Raw genomic sequence first — 17,049 nt, 5'->3', positions numbered from 1 at the left:
TTTTTCAGAGTATAAGAACGAGTAAAGGCATCCGATAGGATGTCTTTTTTGTTATGTAAATTTAAAAATACAGAGCGGTGTCACAAACGAAGTCATATCCGTAGTAAAAAACTAAACTATTTTTTAATTAATTAATAATATTTCACAAAAATATAAAAAATAGCCTAGTAAAAATGGGGAAATTAAAAAGAACCCATTGATTTTCAAGAATTGTTAAGCTATAATTTAGTAAAAATTAAAATAATTTAAACAAAACTTGAAAAGGGGAGTACATAATGAGAGGAAGTCAAGGTTTAAAATATAATGAACCATGGATTTTACAACGTGCTGATCCATATGTATTAAAGCATACAGATGGGTATTATTATTTTACAGCTTCTGTTCCAGAATATGATCGTATCGTTTTAAGAAGAGCAAAAACGTTACAAGAACTCAAGTGTGCAGAAGAACAGACAGTATGGGTAAAACATGATTCTGGCATTATGAGTAAACATATTTGGGCACCAGAATTACATTTTATAGATGGCTGTTGGTATATTTACTTTGCGGCAGGGGATAAAGATGATATTTGGGCAATTCGTCCATATGTGTTGGAATGTAGGGATGAGAATCCTCTAGAGGGTGTATGGGAAGAGAAAGGTAAAATGCAAAGGGCAGATGAAGATCCATTTTCCTTTGAAGCATTTTCATTGGATGCCACTGTTTTTGAAAATAAGGGAAAGCGTTATTATGTATGGGCAGAGAAGGTAGGTGTAGGTAAGCAGATTTCTAACTTATATATTGCAGAAATGGCAAGTCCTTATAAGTTAAAGACAGCACAAGTTTTATTAACAACGCCGGATTATGATTGGGAGAGAGTTGGTTTCTGGGTTAATGAAGGGCCTTTTATTTTAAAACATGAGGGAAAATTATACTTAACATTTTCAGCCAGTGAAACAGGTTGTGCGTATTGTATTGGTTTAATGTGGGCAGATGAAGATACTGATTTATTAGATCCACGTTCTTGGCATAAGGAAGCAAAACCAGTATTAGCATCAGACGAGAGAAGAGGGATTTTTGGTCCTGGGCATAATTGTTTTACAGAGCTTGAGGATGGTCAGGTTGTGATGGTTTATCATGCGAGAACGGAGAAGGAGATTGTAGGAGACCCGCTTTATAATCCAAACCGTCATACGATGTTAATGAAGATTAATTTTGATGAGAGTGGACGTCCAATTTTTACTTATGAAGATTAAGCGTTTTATGGTTTAATGGTGTTTTATGTGTATTTAAGTATTTCATAAATAATAAAAGATATGAAAAGGGGAATTTAGTATGTATAAGATGTATGTTAATCCGAATTATAAAAAGAGTAAAATTAACAAAGCAATTTATGGTCATTTTGCAGAGCATTTAGGAAGAGGAATTTATGAGGGGATTTATGTAGGAGAAGATTCAACGATTCCAAATACAAAGGGTATGAGAAATGATGTTGTAAATGCATTAAAAGATATGAAAATACCTGTGCTTAGATGGCCAGGTGGATGTTTTGCAGATGAGTATCATTGGAAAGATGGCATTGGACCAAAAGAAAAACGTAAAAAAATGATTAATACACACTGGGGCGGTGTAGTAGAAGATAATAGTTTCGGAACACATGAATTTATGGAGCTTTGTGAGCAATTGGGCTGCGAAGTTTATATTAATGGAAACGTAGGAAGTGGTTCTGTTCAGGAAATGAGTGAATGGGTTGAGTATATGACCTTTGAAGGTGTTTCCCCAATGGCAGATTTAAGAGCTAAAAATGGACATCCAGAGCCTTGGAAAGTGCATTACTTTGGTGTGGGTAATGAGAACTGGGGTTGCGGTGGTAATATGACGCCAGAGTATTATGCAAATGAATATAGACGTTATCAAACTTATGTTAGAAATTATAGTAAGGAACCTATTTTTAAGGTATGTGGAGGGCCAAATGTGGCTGATTATTCTTGGACAAAAGGCGTTTTAGAAACTTGCTTTAAGAATACACCAGATTTCTTACATGGTCATATGGATGGGCTATCACTTCACTACTATGTTCATCCTGAAGGCTGGGAGGTTAAAGGCAGTGCTACACAATTTGATGAGGAAGTTTGGTATAAGACTTTAAAGAAAGCATTATACATGGAAGAATTAGTTGTACGTCATGGTACAATTATGGATGAATATGACCCAGATAAAAAGGTTGGTTTAATTGTAGATGAATGGGGAAATTGGTTTACTGTTGAGCCAGGGACAAATCCAGGTTTTTTATATCAACAAAATACAATGAGAGATGCCTTAGTAGCAGGTGTTACTTTGAATATCTTTAATAAGCATAGTGATCGTGTAAGAATGGCGAATATTGCACAAATGGTTAATGTGCTTCAATCTGTTATTCTTACAGAAGGTGAGAAAATGGTTTTAACACCAACATATTATGTTTTCTATATGTATAAACATCATCAGGACGCAACGTTAATAGATAGTTACTTAAAAGCAGATGAAATTGGTACCGAGGAGAATAAGGTGCCAAATTTACAAGAATCAGTATCAATGGATGCAGAAGGAAATATGCATATAACAATTAATAACTTATCGACATCACAGGCTTATGAGGTAGAAAGCATTTTTGCGGATTATAAAGTAAATCAAGTAGAAGGTGAAATTCTAACAAATCAAATGGCTGCTTACAATACTTTTGAAAATCCTGACAATGTAAAACTAGAAGCATTTACAGATTATACTCTGACAGAGCAAGGTATTCGTTATACGATTCCAGCATGTAGCGTACTTCATTTAGTGGTGAAATAAATGAGGGTATGTAAGCATTGCTTAGTAAGTGAACTAGATGAAAAAGAGGCTTATGAGAATATGTTTACGTATATTGCCCAATTAGATGAAGAAATCAAGGCCGAAAATCCATTATATGAAGAGCGATTGCAAACGTGTAAGGCTTGTAGTTCGCTTCAAAATGGGGTGTGTAGGGTGTGTGGTTGCTTTGTAGAGATGCGTGCAGCTGTGAGAACTAATAAATGTCCTTCTAAACATTGGTAAGATTATATTAGGATTGAGACACATAAGTTTTAATAAATAAGAGGCCTATGAAAATAGATTTTACACTAATTTTCATAGGCTCTTTTGTTGTAATTAGGCAATTATTTAGTTTGAGGGATAGGGCTATAGGTGATACGAACATTGATATCTTGATTATAATTGCCAAATCCTTTGCCAAAAATGGTAAGTCCACCGATATATTTAGCTGTTTCTGGGACTGCTAGTTTAAATTTGATTGTACTTTTATAAGTTAAGTTAAACTCTTGGATGGTTGTATCTGAAATCTTCAAGCCATCTATGAAGGTACCATGCTTATTAATAACGAGCAATTTTAGAAGGCCATATTGATTCCAGTTAGGAAACCACCATTCAGGAGTAAAGAGACCACGAATATCACCAAAATCACCAGGACTTGTCCAGGTACCAATACAAACATCATTGAGATAAAAATGAATGTCTGATGGCCAATTATCATTTACACCAGGTGCTTCGGAGCTTAATTCAGCTGAAATACAGATTTCATCAATTTTTTGAGAGGTAGGAATGAAATTAGGAATAATATATTCTACGTAGCCTTTTGTGAACCAAAGAATAGTGGCATCATAGCGATCTGGATGAGCAAAGTATCTTGTATCATCTACTTCACCAATAATTCGTGAACTTGATGCGAGACCGCAAGTTGGATAAACACTATAGTCACTATAGTGACCTATCTTAACCTCTGTCTGGTAAATATTATCGTATTGCTTGTTAGAATCTAGTTCAATCAATATTTTATCGAGGTGAACTGAGCATTTCTTTTGATTACCATGTCCACTAAATTCATTGACAATAGTAATTAGGCCAGCATCCTCTAGTTTCTTGATATGTCCTGTAAGCGCACCATTTGTAATGTTTAATTTTGTAGCCAATTCATTCATATTCATTTCTTTGTTAATGAGTAAAAGCTTGATGATTTCTAAGCGTACGTCAGAGCCGAGTGCTTTAAAAATATCAAGTCCTTCATCTAATGATTTAATATGTAACATATGTACCTCCTTAAGGTGAGGAATATTTAGTGTTTTCTAAAATATTATAATGAATAATGTTTTTGTAGTCAACTTTTTAACAATATTTTGGGGAATATGTAGCTAAAAGGGAGATTAAATAGGTTAGAATTAAAAATATATTTGATAGAAAATATTAATTATTAAATAAAATATAAAATATTTTTGAAAATTATTGACAACATAATCGTTGTATTGTATATTATGCTTATAAATAAAGGGAATCAAAACAAAAAGTATTTGATATGCACAAATAGAAAGGAAACAATGAAAAAAAATCGTACAATTTGCTACTTCAGATGTTGCTTGCAAAGTGAAAACTATAATGATCCAGTGAAAGAGTAAAATATTTTAGAAATTAATAGTACAGGGGGATATGTATATGAGAAGCAAGTTTTTTTCAATGGTATTAGCAAGTGCAATGATTTCAACAATGTTAGTAGGTTGTGGTGGTACAAGTCAAACAGCTAGCACAGATGGACAAAATACAGATACTGAGGCAAGCGCAGAAGCAGGTACGGAAGAAACGGAAGCTGAGGCAGAAGATATTACAACAGTGGGACCGGAGGATGCACCTCACCTTGAAATGTGGACATTCGTAGCACTACATGCTGAATTTTATGCTAAGATGCTTAATCAGTGGAATGAGCAAAATCCTGATAAACAATTAAATATTACTTTTACAACTTATCCTTATGGTGATATGCATAATAAGTTAACACTTGCAAACCAATCAGGACAAGGGGCACCAGATATTTGTGATATTGAGATTGGTCAGTTCCCTAACTACTTACAAGGGCAAGTACCATTTATCCCATTAAATGATTATGTCGCACCTTATAAAGATGACATTGTACAATCTCGTTTAGATATCTATAGTAAGGACGGTAATTACTATGGTATTCCAACACATGTTGGTGCAACGGTTATGTTCTATAATACAAAAATCTTAAGTGAATATGGCATTGATTATACAACGATTAAAACTTGGGAAGATTATGAAGCGGCTGGTCAAAAGTTAAAAGAAGCTTCTAATGGTGAAGTATGTATGACAAGTGTAGATACATCTGGTACAGATTGGTTATGGCTCAGCATGGCAGAATGCGGTGAAGATTATACAGATGATGAAGGTGCACCACAAATTGAAATTGATTCAGTTAAAAATATGATTAAAATGCAACAAGAATGGTTAGATGAAGGTATTGCGATGATTTCACCAAACGGTATGGTGGATTGTGAAGAAGGATTTGCTAACATTAGCGAAGGCAATATTGCTTCATTCCCTAAAGCATTATGGTATATGTCAAGATTCCTTAACTATATGCCAGAGATGACAGACACTTGGGCTATTGCACCTTGTCCAGTTTATGAAGAAGGGCAACCTCGTTCAGTAGGTATCGGTGGAACAGGTACAGTTGTTTCAGCGCAAAGTGAAAATGCAGAACTTGCAGCTGAGTTTTTAACATGGGCTAAACTTTCTTATGATGGTAACGTTAATATTTGGGAAGACTTAGGATTTGATACATGTAATACAACAATCTGGACAGATGAAACAATCACAAAGGATCCAAATAATAAATACTTACAATACTTTGTAACTAATCCATTTGATACATTAAATGAGATTGAAAATGAAATTGGTAAAATCAAAGTTGGTAAGATTAATCCATCTATTAATGAACAGTTCTGTACAATTATTTTAAATGATTGTCTTGAAAATGGTGCTGATGTAGATGAAAGCTTAGCAACAGCACAAGGCGAATTAGAACTTGAATATTAGAATAAAATTAGAAAGCACCTGAAAAAAGGTGCTTTCTATAAATAAAGAAAGTAGGGGGATATATGGAACGAGTAAAAAAATTGATTTTCTCTCAAAAGGTAGCACCATATGTTTTCGTGGTACCTTTCATATTAAGTTTTGCGTTTTTCTGGATTTACCCTATGTTTAGTACAGTAACAATGAGTTTTCAATCTATTTTACCAGGAGAAGTAGAATGGGTAGGTTTAAGTAACTATACAAAATTATTAAAAGATAAAACTTTCCACACAGCTATTTTAAATAGCGTACAATATATGCTTTTAACATTAGTGCTTTTAATTCCATTTCCAATGATGTTTGCTTGTTTGATGGAGAGCCGTTTAGTCAAGGCGAAAGGCATCTATAAAGCACTTTTATATTTACCTTCTTTAACATCTGTTGTTGTAGCAGGTACTATTTTTAGAATGATGTTTGGGGAACTTGAAGGTTCACAAATGAATCAATTCTTAGCTTACTTTGGAATGGCACCTATTAAATGGCTTAAGATGAAATCGACAGGTCTTCTTGCTTTATTAACATTAGCTTGCTGGAGATGGACAGGAGTTAATATGCTCTATTTCTTAGCTGGACTTAAGAGTATTGATACGACTTATTATGAGGCAGCAGAGATTGATGGTGCTGGTACGATTCAAAAATTCCGTTATATTACATTACCTCTTTTAAAACCAACAACGGTTTATGTTTTAACAATTAGTGTTTATGCTGGTTTATCTATGTTCCTTGAAAGCTTTATGTTATGGGGTGGTAATGCATCACCTAATAATATTGGCTTAACAATAGTAGGTTACTTATATCGTCGTGGTATTGAGAAAAACCAATTAGGCTATGCGTCTGCAGTCGGGCTTGTACTACTTGTCATTGCCTTAATTATTAACTTTGCACAACTTGTTTTAAGTGGCACATTTAAGAAGGAGGAGGACTAGAATATGGAAGTTGTAGCTGAAAAGAATACAATGGGTGTTACAAGAAAGAATAGGATTTTAACTGTGATAAGTACTGGCTTTTTTACTTTATTATCACTTCTAGTGATCTTTCCTTTTTTAGTTATATTTGTAGCCTCTTTTAGACCTGGTAAAGATTTAATTCGTTATGGCTTATCTTTAAGCTTTGATTTAGAAAAGATGTCTTTAAGTAACTATATATACTTATTTACAGGGAAGCATGATTACTTCACATGGTTTGGAAATAGTATGTGGCTAACACTTGTTTCAGTTGCATTAACTTTAATCATTTGCTATTTTGTAGCGTATGGTTTATCTATGTATAACTTTAAGCTAAAAAATGTGTTATTTATATTAGTTATTGCAACAATGATGGTACCTTTTGAAATTTTAATGCTTCCTCTTTATAAAGAGATTATTGGTTTAAAGCTTATTGATACATATGCAGGGGTTATTTTACCGGGATTATGTGGTGCTTCTACCATCTTCTTCTTTAGACAATTTTTAATAGGGTTACCTAAGGAACTTTTAGATTCAGGGCGAATTGATGGTGCATCTGAGTATGGTATTTGCATTAAGATTATGTTACCTATTACAAAACCAGCGTTTGCTGCAATGGGTATTTTATGTGCAATGGGTGCATGGAACAATATGCTTTGGCCTCTACTTGTATTTAGAAGTGCAGATAAGTTCACATTGCCAATTGGTTTAAATACATTATTAACGCCTTATGGCAATAACTATGATTTATTAATTGCAGGATCTTGTTTTGCTATTTTACCAATCTTTATTGTGTTCCTTTGCTTTCAAAGATATTTTATCGATGGAATGGTTGTGGGGGCTGTCAAAGGATAATCACGCGGGTTGGTTGCTGAAAGTGTGGACGCCGCGGTGGAATAGTGGGGGCGTGGATAAGTTGGTATATATCATTTTCCATCTCCCTCCCTGCGGTCGAAGTCGAGCTAAAATGATATATGCCAGCTTATCCACACCCATCAAGGTAATTGAGTGGCGCGAGTGTGGGGACTTTTAGCAAAAGCCTTGTGAAAGGTTTGAAAGAGAATGAAAAAAGATGGGCATATATTAGTGTTCAGCTTTCTCCCTGGGGTCGAAGTCGAGCTAAAATGATATATGCCAGCTTATCCACATCTACGAGGTTAGTTGAGCGGTAATAAGATGGGTAAGATGTGGATATGTCTGATTTACCCACATGCATGAAGGATGTTAGGTGGGGGGAGTGTGGATATTTTTGGGAAAAAAATTTGAAAGATATTAGGATAATAATATGGAGGTAGTATTGATATGAGTAAGAAGTATAAATTTTGGTTTGCAACTGGATCTCAGGATTTGTATGGTGAAGAGTGTTTAAGAGTTGTAGCGGAGCATTCGGCTAAGATTGTGGAAGGATTAAATGCATCGGGGATTTTGCCTTATGAGGTTGTATTAAAACCGACTTTAATCGATAATGCCTCTATTAGAAGAACTTTTAATGAAGCAAATGCAGATGAGGAGTGTGCTGGGGTTATTACTTGGATGCATACGTTTTCACCAGCTAAGTCATGGATTTTAGGACTTCAAGAGTATAGAAAACCTCTTTTACATTTACATACACAGTTTAATGAGGAGATTCCATATAATACGATTGATATGGATTTCATGAATACGAATCAATCTGCTCATGGGGATAGAGAATTTGGTCATATTGTGAGTCGTATGGGGATTGAGCGAAAGGTTATTGTAGGTCATTGGGCAGACAAACAAGTTCAAGAACGTATTGCAAACTGGATGGCAACAGCTATTGGTATTATGGAAAGTAGTCACCTTCGTGTTGTAAGAGTTGGAGATAACATGAGAAATGTAGCTGTTACAGAAGGGGATAAGGTAGAAGCACATATTAAATTTGGTTGGGAAATTGATGCTTACAATATTACAGATATCGATGAATATGTAAGAAGTGTCAATCCTTCTGATGTGAATGCGTTAATAGATGAATATTATAGTAAGTATGATATTTTATTAGAAGGCAGAGATGAAAAAGAGTTTAGAGATCATGTAGCTGTTCAAGCTGCTATTGAGATAGGATTTGAAAGGTTCTTAGTAGAGAAAAACTACCATGCCATTGTTACAAACTTTGAGATGCTTGCAGGGCTTAAACAATTACCAGGACTTGCAATTCAACGTTTAATGGAAAAAGGTTATGGCTTCGGTGCGGAAGGAGACTGGAAAACAGCTGCTATGGTGCGCCTTATGAAAGTTATGACGAAGGGTATTAAAAATGCTAAGGGAACATCATTTATGGAAGACTACACTTATAACTTAGTGCCAGGTAAAGAGGGAATTTTACAATCACATATGTTAGAAGTATGTCCATCTATTGCAGATGTAAAACCAAGCATCAAAGTAAGTCCATTAACAATGGGAAATAGAGAAGACCCAGCAAGACTTGTGTTTACTTCTAAAGCAGGTAGAGGTGTAGCAACATCATTAATTGATATGGGTAACAGATTTAGACTCATTATCAATGAAGTAGAGTGTTTACCACAAGATACACCAATGCCTAAATTACCAGTAGCTTCAGCTTTTTGGAGACCAGAACCAAACTTAACAACTGGTGCAGAAGCATGGATTTTAGCAGGTGGTGCACATCATACTGCATTCTCTTATGATTTAACAGCAGAGCAAATGGGAGACTGGGCAGCAGCTATGGGTATTGAAGCTGTTTATATTGATAAAGATACAACGATTCGTAACTTTAAAAATGAACTTCGTTGGAATAGTATTGCATTTAAATAAAAATATGAAAGGTGGTTGCGAAAGTGCTGCCGCCTTTTTTGTGTAGGTGGCATGGATAAGATAGATATATAGTTTTCCTTCTCCCTCCCTACGGTCGAAGTCGAGATAAAATTATATATCTATCTTATCCACACCAGCCAGGGTTGAGGGTAGGCGGCAGCATTTTCGAACAGCTTAAGGGGGCGGTTAGGGCTGAAGAAGTAGTAAGGGTATAAGTTTTATACCAAATAGATAAAGACAAGGAAGAGGCATATCAAAACTACTAGATAGTTTGATATGCCTCTTCTTTAGTTTTTAAAGTAACTGATTAACACTTCTTTATGAAGCTTGGTTTTTATTTTTAAGAACTAAGACACAAATCGTTACAGTTAGTGGAACTGAAAGGATGATGCCTATTGAACTTGCGATGGAGCTTATGAGTTCTAGGGAAAGATAGGATGAACTAATAAACTGGTTTGCAGAGAGCTCTAGTGAATAGAGATAAAGAATAAGCATTAAGCTGCTGCCGAAGATTGCAAGGACGAGTGTATTTGTCATTGTTCCCACCATATCACGAGCAATGTGCATACCGGATGACCAAAGCTGACGGCGTGTTAGGTTTGGATTAACGCGGTTAATTTCAGCCATAGAGGAGCTGATGCTCATGGCAACGTCCATTACGGCACCGAGGGCACTAATCATAACGCCTGCTGTAACAATATTTTTGATACCTACGTTTGAGGCACCTGTTTGTCTAAGCTGTAAAAGTGCTTCGGCGTATTCCATTCGTAAACCGTCGATGCGTGCTAGTTTTCCAACGAGTGCAGCAAAAATAATGGCGAAAATCATGCCAAATACTGTTCCTAAGAAGGCACAGATGGTTTTTTCTTGAATCCCACCGAGTAATATCAATGACAGTAATGCCACAGTTGCGCATATAACGAAAGTTGTTATAAGTGTAGGATATCCTTTAAGTAAGAGTGGTAGAAGGATAAATAATAGTGAAATAAGTGTAATCACAAGTCCTAGAAGTGATTTAGCCCCTGTTTTTCCGCCTACAAGTAATGTAAATAGGAAAAAGAGTCCAAGAATTACGCAGACAGCAGTTGTTCGATTGTACTCATAAATACTTCCTCTGACTGAACCATCGAAGTCGGTAGATAAAATAACAGAGACTTTATCACCTACCTCCATAGGTTGATTATAAATAGGCCCTACGGCATTGGTAACCATGAAATCCATGCCAGCATATTGACCTGATTTAATATGTACGGAGAGGGTTTGTTCACCGCGATAAGTATTTTCTGCAATAGGGTCTACGGTACATGAATCAGAAAGAATTTCTTTTACAATACCTGATTCGTAGGTAGCATAGCCATTTACGATATATGCCATAAGGCCTTCATGCGTGTTTTTGATTTGTAAGGCAATGGTTGAACCGTTTTGAGGAATGGATTCAGTAGGCTTAAGTTGGATTTCAAATGTTTGCCCTAGATATTTTCCTGTTGAAACCTGTACGGATATAGTTTCAGCTTCTGCACTTTTAACGATACCAGTGCAGCTTTCGGTATCCTCTTTATCTACATGACCAAGGAAGAAAAGTCCTATTAAGAGTAATATAGATGCCAATAGAACTGCATAAGTCATGATTTTATTTTTATTCAAAGTTATTTTTTTACTTGTCACAATAAATCTCCCTTCATTGTTTCTTTATGTGTAGTTTAACAATTTATGTGATATATGTCGATAGAAGTGAACTAGAATTAAATATTAAATTAAAGTTTACAAAAATTTAACTAAATAAGGGTAGAAAAAGACATAAAAATGAATTTAAAATAGTGAGAATGCTTTGGAATAAGTAGATATAAGATGAAAAGGGAGATGATTTTGATTATGTTTAACAAATTCAAACAAAGGAGTGTGAGCATGCTTCTTGTGTTTCTTATGATTTTCAACATACTGCCTAGCAATTTAATGGCAGAAGTTGGCGTAGACATGGGAAGCTATAAGCAAATCACAACAAGACAAGAGGTTACAACAGGACAATATATCCTAGTTGCAGATGCAGGTATTAATGGTACGTATTATCCTGATAAATTGGATGGAACATGGGTTACTACCAAGGAATTGACGTCACTTAATACAAATAGTGCAAGGGAAGCATGGACAATTACTGTTAATGAAGATGAAACAGTAAAGATTGCTGATCCAAGCGGAATTTATATTGCGCCAAAGGGTGGTAATGAAAATGGTATAAAAAATGGCGAATATAACTGGGAATTTGAAGGCCTAGAAGATGGTACTTTTGCATTTAAGGGCGCAGGTGAAGATACAGTTATACTAGCAGTTAATAAAGGCGTAGGGTATAAGATAAGAGCGTATAAGAATTCAACTGTTGCTAATAATGCAGGTTATATTACAAACTTTGCGCTCTTTAAGTATACAGGAGAAGCAGGCGAGGAAGAGATACCACCAACAGAAGGAGATTCATCAGGAGAACAGGTGAATCTTAAAGATGGCGATGAAGTAGTCATCTACAATGTATCTGCTAAAGGCGTTCTTGCTGGTCAGGATGATAATGAAACAAGTCCTTCAGTAGAAAGTGTAGCAGCTAAGGTAAGCTATAATACAGTAGATGCTTCTAATGGAGCACGTGTATTTACAGTAGAGACAAATGGAGAATACTTCCGTTTTAGAACAGAAAATGATGGGTATCTTTGCTCAAATGGTACAGGTAGCAATGCCTTTTATCAAAAAGAAGCATCAGACGATGCGGACTGGAAACTTGAAAGCTACAATGGCGGTTATTCAATGGAAAGCCGCACAGCAAAATTTAATGATAAATATAGCCAATATCTTGAATACTACTCAGGATCTTATAAAACATATAGCAAGCATAATGAAACAGATAAGGATATTTTTACTTTTAAATTCTATCCATGTTCAAATACTTCATTAACAGAAGGTGTTGTAAATGAGCCAACTGTAAACTTTACAGGATCATTTAAGGCTTCAGCAAATGAACCATATGAATTAAGATTTACAATTGATGCAGTATTTGGCGTGAAAGAAGATGTAAGTGTTACGCTTGATGAAACAGCACTTGAGGTAACTTTAGAAAATGATGTATACACAGCAGTTATTCCTGCTGAAAAGGTAAAAGGCGATAAATTAATAGTAAGCGTTGCAGCTACTGATCTTAAGGAGCAAGCAATTTCAGCTACGGCTGAGATTACAGTTATTGATATTCCTGTTATCAATAAGGTAACACCTGCAGAAGGAAGCCAAACAGGGGATAATAAAAAACCAGAGATTACTGTGGCATTTGGTAATGCAGGTGAAAACCCAACAGTAAGCCTTACACTTAAAGCAGGTTCAACAACGCTTGTTGAAAATGCTGAAATGACAGTAGAGGGTAATGAAGCATCTTACATACCTACTGTAGAACTTGAAGATAAACGTTACAATGTGACAGTAGTGTTAAAACGTGCAGATGGAAAAGAAACTACTAAATCATGGTCATTTACAGTAGGAGAAGCAGAAGCACAACTTTACTTTGGTCAGCTTCATTCACATACAACATATTCAGATGGTTCAGGAACACTTGAAGCGGCGTTAGATTATATTAAGAATCTTCCAGAGTCAGCAAATGTAGATTTCGTGGCCTTTACAGATCACTCAAACTACTTTGATGAAAAAACTGCAGCTAATCCTGAAGAAGCGCTTTATGATATGAGTAAGGCAACAGCAAATAGTCAAGCAATATGGAATAAGTTCAAGAATACTGTGAATGAGTTCAATGCTGAAAATACAGATGTAATTGCGCTTGGTGGCTTTGAGATGACATGGTCAGGTGGCCCTGGTCATATCAATACATTTAATACACCAGGTATCGTTTCACGTAATAATGCAACACTTAATAACAAAACAAATGATGCTGGCTTAAAAGCATATTATAACCTTTTAAGCCAACCTGAGGGTGAAGATTCACTTTCACAACTTAATCACCCTGGTAAAACATTTGGTACATTTGCAGATTTCGCGTATTGGAATGCAACAATTGATACACGTGTAAAAATGGTTGAGGTCGGAAATGGAGAAGGAGCTATCGGCTCTGGCGGATATTATCCAAGTTATGAACAATATACAATCGCGTTAGATAAAGGATGGCATGTGGCACCTACAAACAACCAAGATAACCATAAAGGTAAATGGGGAAATGCCAATGATGCCCGCGACGTTATTTTAACAGATGACTTTACAGAACAAGGTTTATATAATGCGATTCGTGAAAGACGTATGTATGCAACAGAAGATAAAAACCTTGAAATCTACTATACACTTAATGGTGAGCAATTAGGGTCAATCATATCAGAAAAACCTGAGACAGTAGAAATAAATGTTGAAGTGAATGATCCTGATAGCATGGATAAAATTTCAAAAGTAGAAGTTATTGTTAACTCAGGTAAAGTAGCTTATACATGGGATAATGCTGCAGAGCTTGAATCAGGTGTTTTAAGCTGCAAGATGGATGCTTCAGATGCAGTAAGCTATTACTACATCCGCGTGACACAGGAAGATGGCGATCTTGCTGTAACAGCACCAGTATGGGTTGGCGAAACCATGAAAATAGGTATTTCTTCTGTAGAATGTGGGACTTCAACACCTGTTACAGGGGAAGAACTTACACTTACAACAAATCTTTTTAATGCAGAATCTGCAGATGTAAAAGTTAAAAAGATTACTTATACAACAAACGGTTCACAAATCTTATATACAGATAATGAAGTAAAAACTATTCCTTCATCAAGTTCAATCGATGTGACTTACGGCTTTATGCCAGAAGTGGCAAAAATGACAACAATTACTGTAACAGCTGTAATTGAAGTAAGTGGTGAAGAACTTACATTTACAAAAGACATTACATTAGATATATTAGAAGCTTCAAAACTAGCTTATATTGGTATTGATGCGTCACATTATAATGAATATGTAGCTGGAAATTACAAAGATTCAATGGGTAACTTCGGTGAACTTGCAGCGGGACAAAGTGTGCGTACAGTACAACTTAATACAAGTGAAGATTTAATTAAAGCATGCGAAAATGCAGAAGGTAAATATAAAGCATTAGTCCTTACTGCACCTTCAAGACGCAATGGTTCAGCATTACGTGACCCTTATTTAAATTATACAGATGCTGAAATAGCAGCTATCAAAGCATTTAATCAAGCTGGCGGAACAGTGGTTGTTGCAGGATGGTCAGATGTTTATGAAAGCTATGGCCAATTCCCAGAAGAAGATCATATGTCAGCACAACAAAACAAACTATTAGCAGCGCTTGGTTCAAGCATTAGAATTGGTGATGATGGTACAAATGATAATACATCAAATGGCGGACAGTCTTATAGACTTTACTTCTCAACTTACAACTTAGACAGCTTCCTTATGGAAGGCGTTGAAGTAGATGAAGAACATCCTAATGATACACTTTATTCACAAGTATTTAGTCAATATGGTGGCGCTTCTATTTATACAGTTGATGAAGCAGGAAATCCAACAAGTGAAATACCAGAAACAGTAACACCAGTTGTATATGGGCATGCTACAACTTATTCAAAGAATACAGATAAAGTAGGCGTAGCTGGAGATGATATACCTAAATATCCAGTTGCAGAAGGGGATGACAGACTCTTAGTGCTTGCATCAGAGCAAATCGGCAGCCAAGGGCTTATCGTTGTTTCAGGTGCAGCATTCATGTCAAACTTTGAAGTACAAGTAACAGTAGAAGATACAAATGCAGAAAAGAATTATTCAAATTATAACATCTGTGAAAACCTAGTTAAATTTATAAACCCAACTGAAATCACATCAATTAGTGAAGTACAGGCAGAAGAAAGTGAAGGCATTAAATATACTGTAGAAGGTATTGTGACTTCAAATGCATCAGGATACGATAAGGATACAGCATTCTTCGACTGTATTTATATTCAAGATGAGACAGCAGGTATTAACTGTTTCCCTGTTTCAGGTGACTTTAAAATTGGTGATAAAGTACGTGTCACAGGAACAACAAGTTCTTACCAAGGTGAAAGACAGCTTGCAGTAACATCTATTGAAAAGATAGGTACAGGTGGAGTAGTTGCGCCTGAAGTGGTTACAGCAAAACAAATTAATGACGGGTCAGTACTTGGTAAATTAATTTCACTTAGTGGTAATATCGTAGCAGTGGAAAAAGAAAATGGACTGATTCAAACTATTATGGTTAAAGATAAGGCTGGAGATACAGCAAGAGTATTTATTGATGGTTACATTACAACATCATATGATGTAGAGCACGCAATAGTAGGAAATGACATTACGGTAGTAGGGCTTGCTTCTTATGACGAATCGTTTGCCGGAATCGCACCTCGTATTCGTATACGTGATCGAAAAGATGTCGTGTGTACAGAAAAACAAGAAAGCGATACACCAAATGATAAACCAAGTACACCACCAAATGATTCATCCGATGACGAATCAGGAAGCGGTTCATCAGGTAGTAGTTCATCAAGCAGTCAACCTAATAAGACAGAAGACAAAACATTAGCAGGTACAAGTGTTGTAACAAAATCAAAGATAGAAGTAACATTTGCTAAAGTAAGTGATGCTGTGGCTAAAGCTGTTAAAGCTTATAATGAGAAAAATAACAATATGATTATGACAGCAGGTGTAGCTGTTGCAAGTAAAGATTTTACAGAGCCTGCAATGCTGACATTAACAGTAGATAAAGCAGCTATCAATGATACAGATAAGCTTGCGATTGTAAAAATTGATGTAAATGAAAAAGGAGAGCTTGCAATTAAACTCTTCGGTGGTAAATTAGATGCAGAAAAAGGAACAGTTTCAACATATGTAAATGAAACAGGTAACTATTTTGTGGCTAAAACAGAAGGCTTTACTAGCATTAATCTGGTAATTAACAATAAAACATCAATCATTAATGATAACAATCATGCATTAGATGCAGCACCTGTAATTGTAGAAGAAAGAACAATGGTCCCACTAAGATTTATTGCAGAAGCGTTTGGCGCAGAAATCAAATGGGATAATAAGAAAAAAACAGTGGGTATCGCAATGGGTGACCAAACACTTGAAATGACAATTAATAAAGAAATTGAAGGTTTTGGAGCAGCACCTATGATTATGAACGGCAGAACAATGGTGCCAATCAGATATATTTCTGAGAGACTCGGTGCAAATGTAATCTGGGTACCTTCAGCACAAGAGATTGTGATTGTAAAATAATAAAACAATAAGATAATAAGTTGATTTGAAAAGACCAAAGAAGTGTTGTGAAACTAGTAAAATAGTTTCGCAGCACTTCTTTTTTTATTATCTAGGAAAGTTCTACTTTCCTAGATAATAAGTAGAATTGACT

Annotated in this window: 10 protein-coding genes; 8 read left to right on the top strand and 2 right to left on the bottom strand. The window is 35.6% G+C overall.

Going from position 1 to position 17,049, the window contains the following annotated elements:
* Positions 1-275: 275 nt before the first annotated feature.
* From AC1VAQ_RS19305 to AC1VAQ_RS19295, 3 genes are all read left to right on the top strand, one after another.
* Positions 276-1,235 carry a glycoside hydrolase family 43 protein gene (locus tag AC1VAQ_RS19305; protein ID WP_302599175.1) on the top strand — a complete coding sequence of 320 codons (960 nt, stop codon included), beginning with the start codon at positions 276-278 and terminating at the stop codon, positions 1,233-1,235.
* Between the two features lie 79 nt (positions 1,236-1,314).
* Positions 1,315-2,811 carry an alpha-N-arabinofuranosidase gene (locus AC1VAQ_RS19300; RefSeq protein ID WP_302599174.1) on the top strand — a complete coding sequence of 499 codons (1,497 nt, stop codon included), beginning with the start codon at positions 1,315-1,317 and terminating at the stop codon, positions 2,809-2,811.
* Positions 2,812-3,054 carry a DUF6171 family protein gene (locus AC1VAQ_RS19295; RefSeq protein WP_302599173.1) on the top strand — a complete coding sequence of 81 codons (243 nt, stop codon included), beginning with the start codon at positions 2,812-2,814 and terminating at the stop codon, positions 3,052-3,054.
* 101 nt (positions 3,055-3,155) lie between these two features.
* On the opposite strand, the gene AC1VAQ_RS19290 is transcribed toward AC1VAQ_RS19295, so the two are convergent.
* Positions 3,156-4,082: an ArsR/SmtB family transcription factor gene (locus tag AC1VAQ_RS19290; RefSeq protein ID WP_302599172.1), complete on the bottom strand. Its 927-nt coding sequence runs from the start codon at positions 4,080-4,082 to the stop codon at positions 3,156-3,158.
* A gap of 400 nt (positions 4,083-4,482) precedes the next feature.
* Here AC1VAQ_RS19290 and AC1VAQ_RS19285 point away from each other — a divergent pair, with 400 nt between their 5' ends.
* From AC1VAQ_RS19285 to araA, 4 genes are all read left to right on the top strand, one after another.
* Positions 4,483-5,880, top strand: coding sequence for an ABC transporter substrate-binding protein (locus AC1VAQ_RS19285; RefSeq protein ID WP_303244309.1), 1,398 nt, complete (start codon positions 4,483-4,485; stop codon positions 5,878-5,880).
* A 62-nt stretch (positions 5,881-5,942) separates the two neighbouring features.
* Entirely contained in the window at positions 5,943-6,842 is a 900-nt protein-coding gene (locus AC1VAQ_RS19280) for a carbohydrate ABC transporter permease (RefSeq protein ID WP_302599170.1), read from the top strand.
* 3 nt (positions 6,843-6,845) lie between these two features.
* The gene (locus AC1VAQ_RS19275; RefSeq protein WP_302599168.1) at positions 6,846-7,715 is read left to right on the top strand and encodes a carbohydrate ABC transporter permease; all 870 of its coding nucleotides are present in this window, start codon (positions 6,846-6,848) and stop codon (positions 7,713-7,715) included.
* 447 nt (positions 7,716-8,162) lie between these two features.
* A complete protein-coding gene (gene araA, locus AC1VAQ_RS19270) occupies positions 8,163-9,653 on the top strand; it encodes an L-arabinose isomerase (RefSeq protein WP_330697611.1) in 1,491 nt (496 codons plus the stop codon).
* 318 nt (positions 9,654-9,971) lie between these two features.
* On the opposite strand, the gene AC1VAQ_RS19265 is transcribed toward araA, so the two are convergent.
* Entirely contained in the window at positions 9,972-11,318 is a 1,347-nt protein-coding gene (locus AC1VAQ_RS19265) for a YibE/F family protein (protein WP_302599167.1), read from the bottom strand.
* Positions 11,319-11,558: 240 nt separating this feature from the next.
* On the opposite strand from AC1VAQ_RS19265, the gene AC1VAQ_RS19260 reads away from it, so the two are divergent.
* Positions 11,559-16,916 (top strand): stalk domain-containing protein, encoded by a 5,358-nt coding sequence (locus tag AC1VAQ_RS19260; RefSeq protein ID WP_302599165.1) that lies wholly within the window; start codon positions 11,559-11,561, stop codon positions 16,914-16,916.
* Positions 16,917-17,049 lie beyond the last annotated feature (133 nt).

The sequence above is a fragment of the Cellulosilyticum sp. genome, assembly GCF_982396655.1.
The sequence above is the reverse complement of the archived record's forward strand: the minus strand, read 5'-3'. Positions and strand labels throughout refer to the sequence as shown.

Coding starts and splice junctions, on each gene's coding strand:
- AC1VAQ_RS19290 (WP_302599172.1), bottom strand. CDS start 4,082: ATGTTACATATTAAATCATTAGATGAAGGACTTGATATTTTTAAAGCA.
- AC1VAQ_RS19260 (WP_302599165.1), top strand. CDS start 11,559: ATGCTTCTTGTGTTTCTTATGATTTTCAACATACTGCCTAGCAATTTA.
- AC1VAQ_RS19280 (WP_302599170.1), top strand. CDS start 5,943: ATGGAACGAGTAAAAAAATTGATTTTCTCTCAAAAGGTAGCACCATAT.
- AC1VAQ_RS19305 (WP_302599175.1), top strand. CDS start 276: ATGAGAGGAAGTCAAGGTTTAAAATATAATGAACCATGGATTTTACAA.
- AC1VAQ_RS19295 (WP_302599173.1), top strand. CDS start 2,812: ATGAGGGTATGTAAGCATTGCTTAGTAAGTGAACTAGATGAAAAAGAG.
- AC1VAQ_RS19300 (WP_302599174.1), top strand. CDS start 1,315: ATGTATAAGATGTATGTTAATCCGAATTATAAAAAGAGTAAAATTAAC.
- araA (WP_330697611.1), top strand. CDS start 8,163: ATGAGTAAGAAGTATAAATTTTGGTTTGCAACTGGATCTCAGGATTTG.
- AC1VAQ_RS19275 (WP_302599168.1), top strand. CDS start 6,846: ATGGAAGTTGTAGCTGAAAAGAATACAATGGGTGTTACAAGAAAGAAT.
- AC1VAQ_RS19285 (WP_303244309.1), top strand. CDS start 4,483: ATGAGAAGCAAGTTTTTTTCAATGGTATTAGCAAGTGCAATGATTTCA.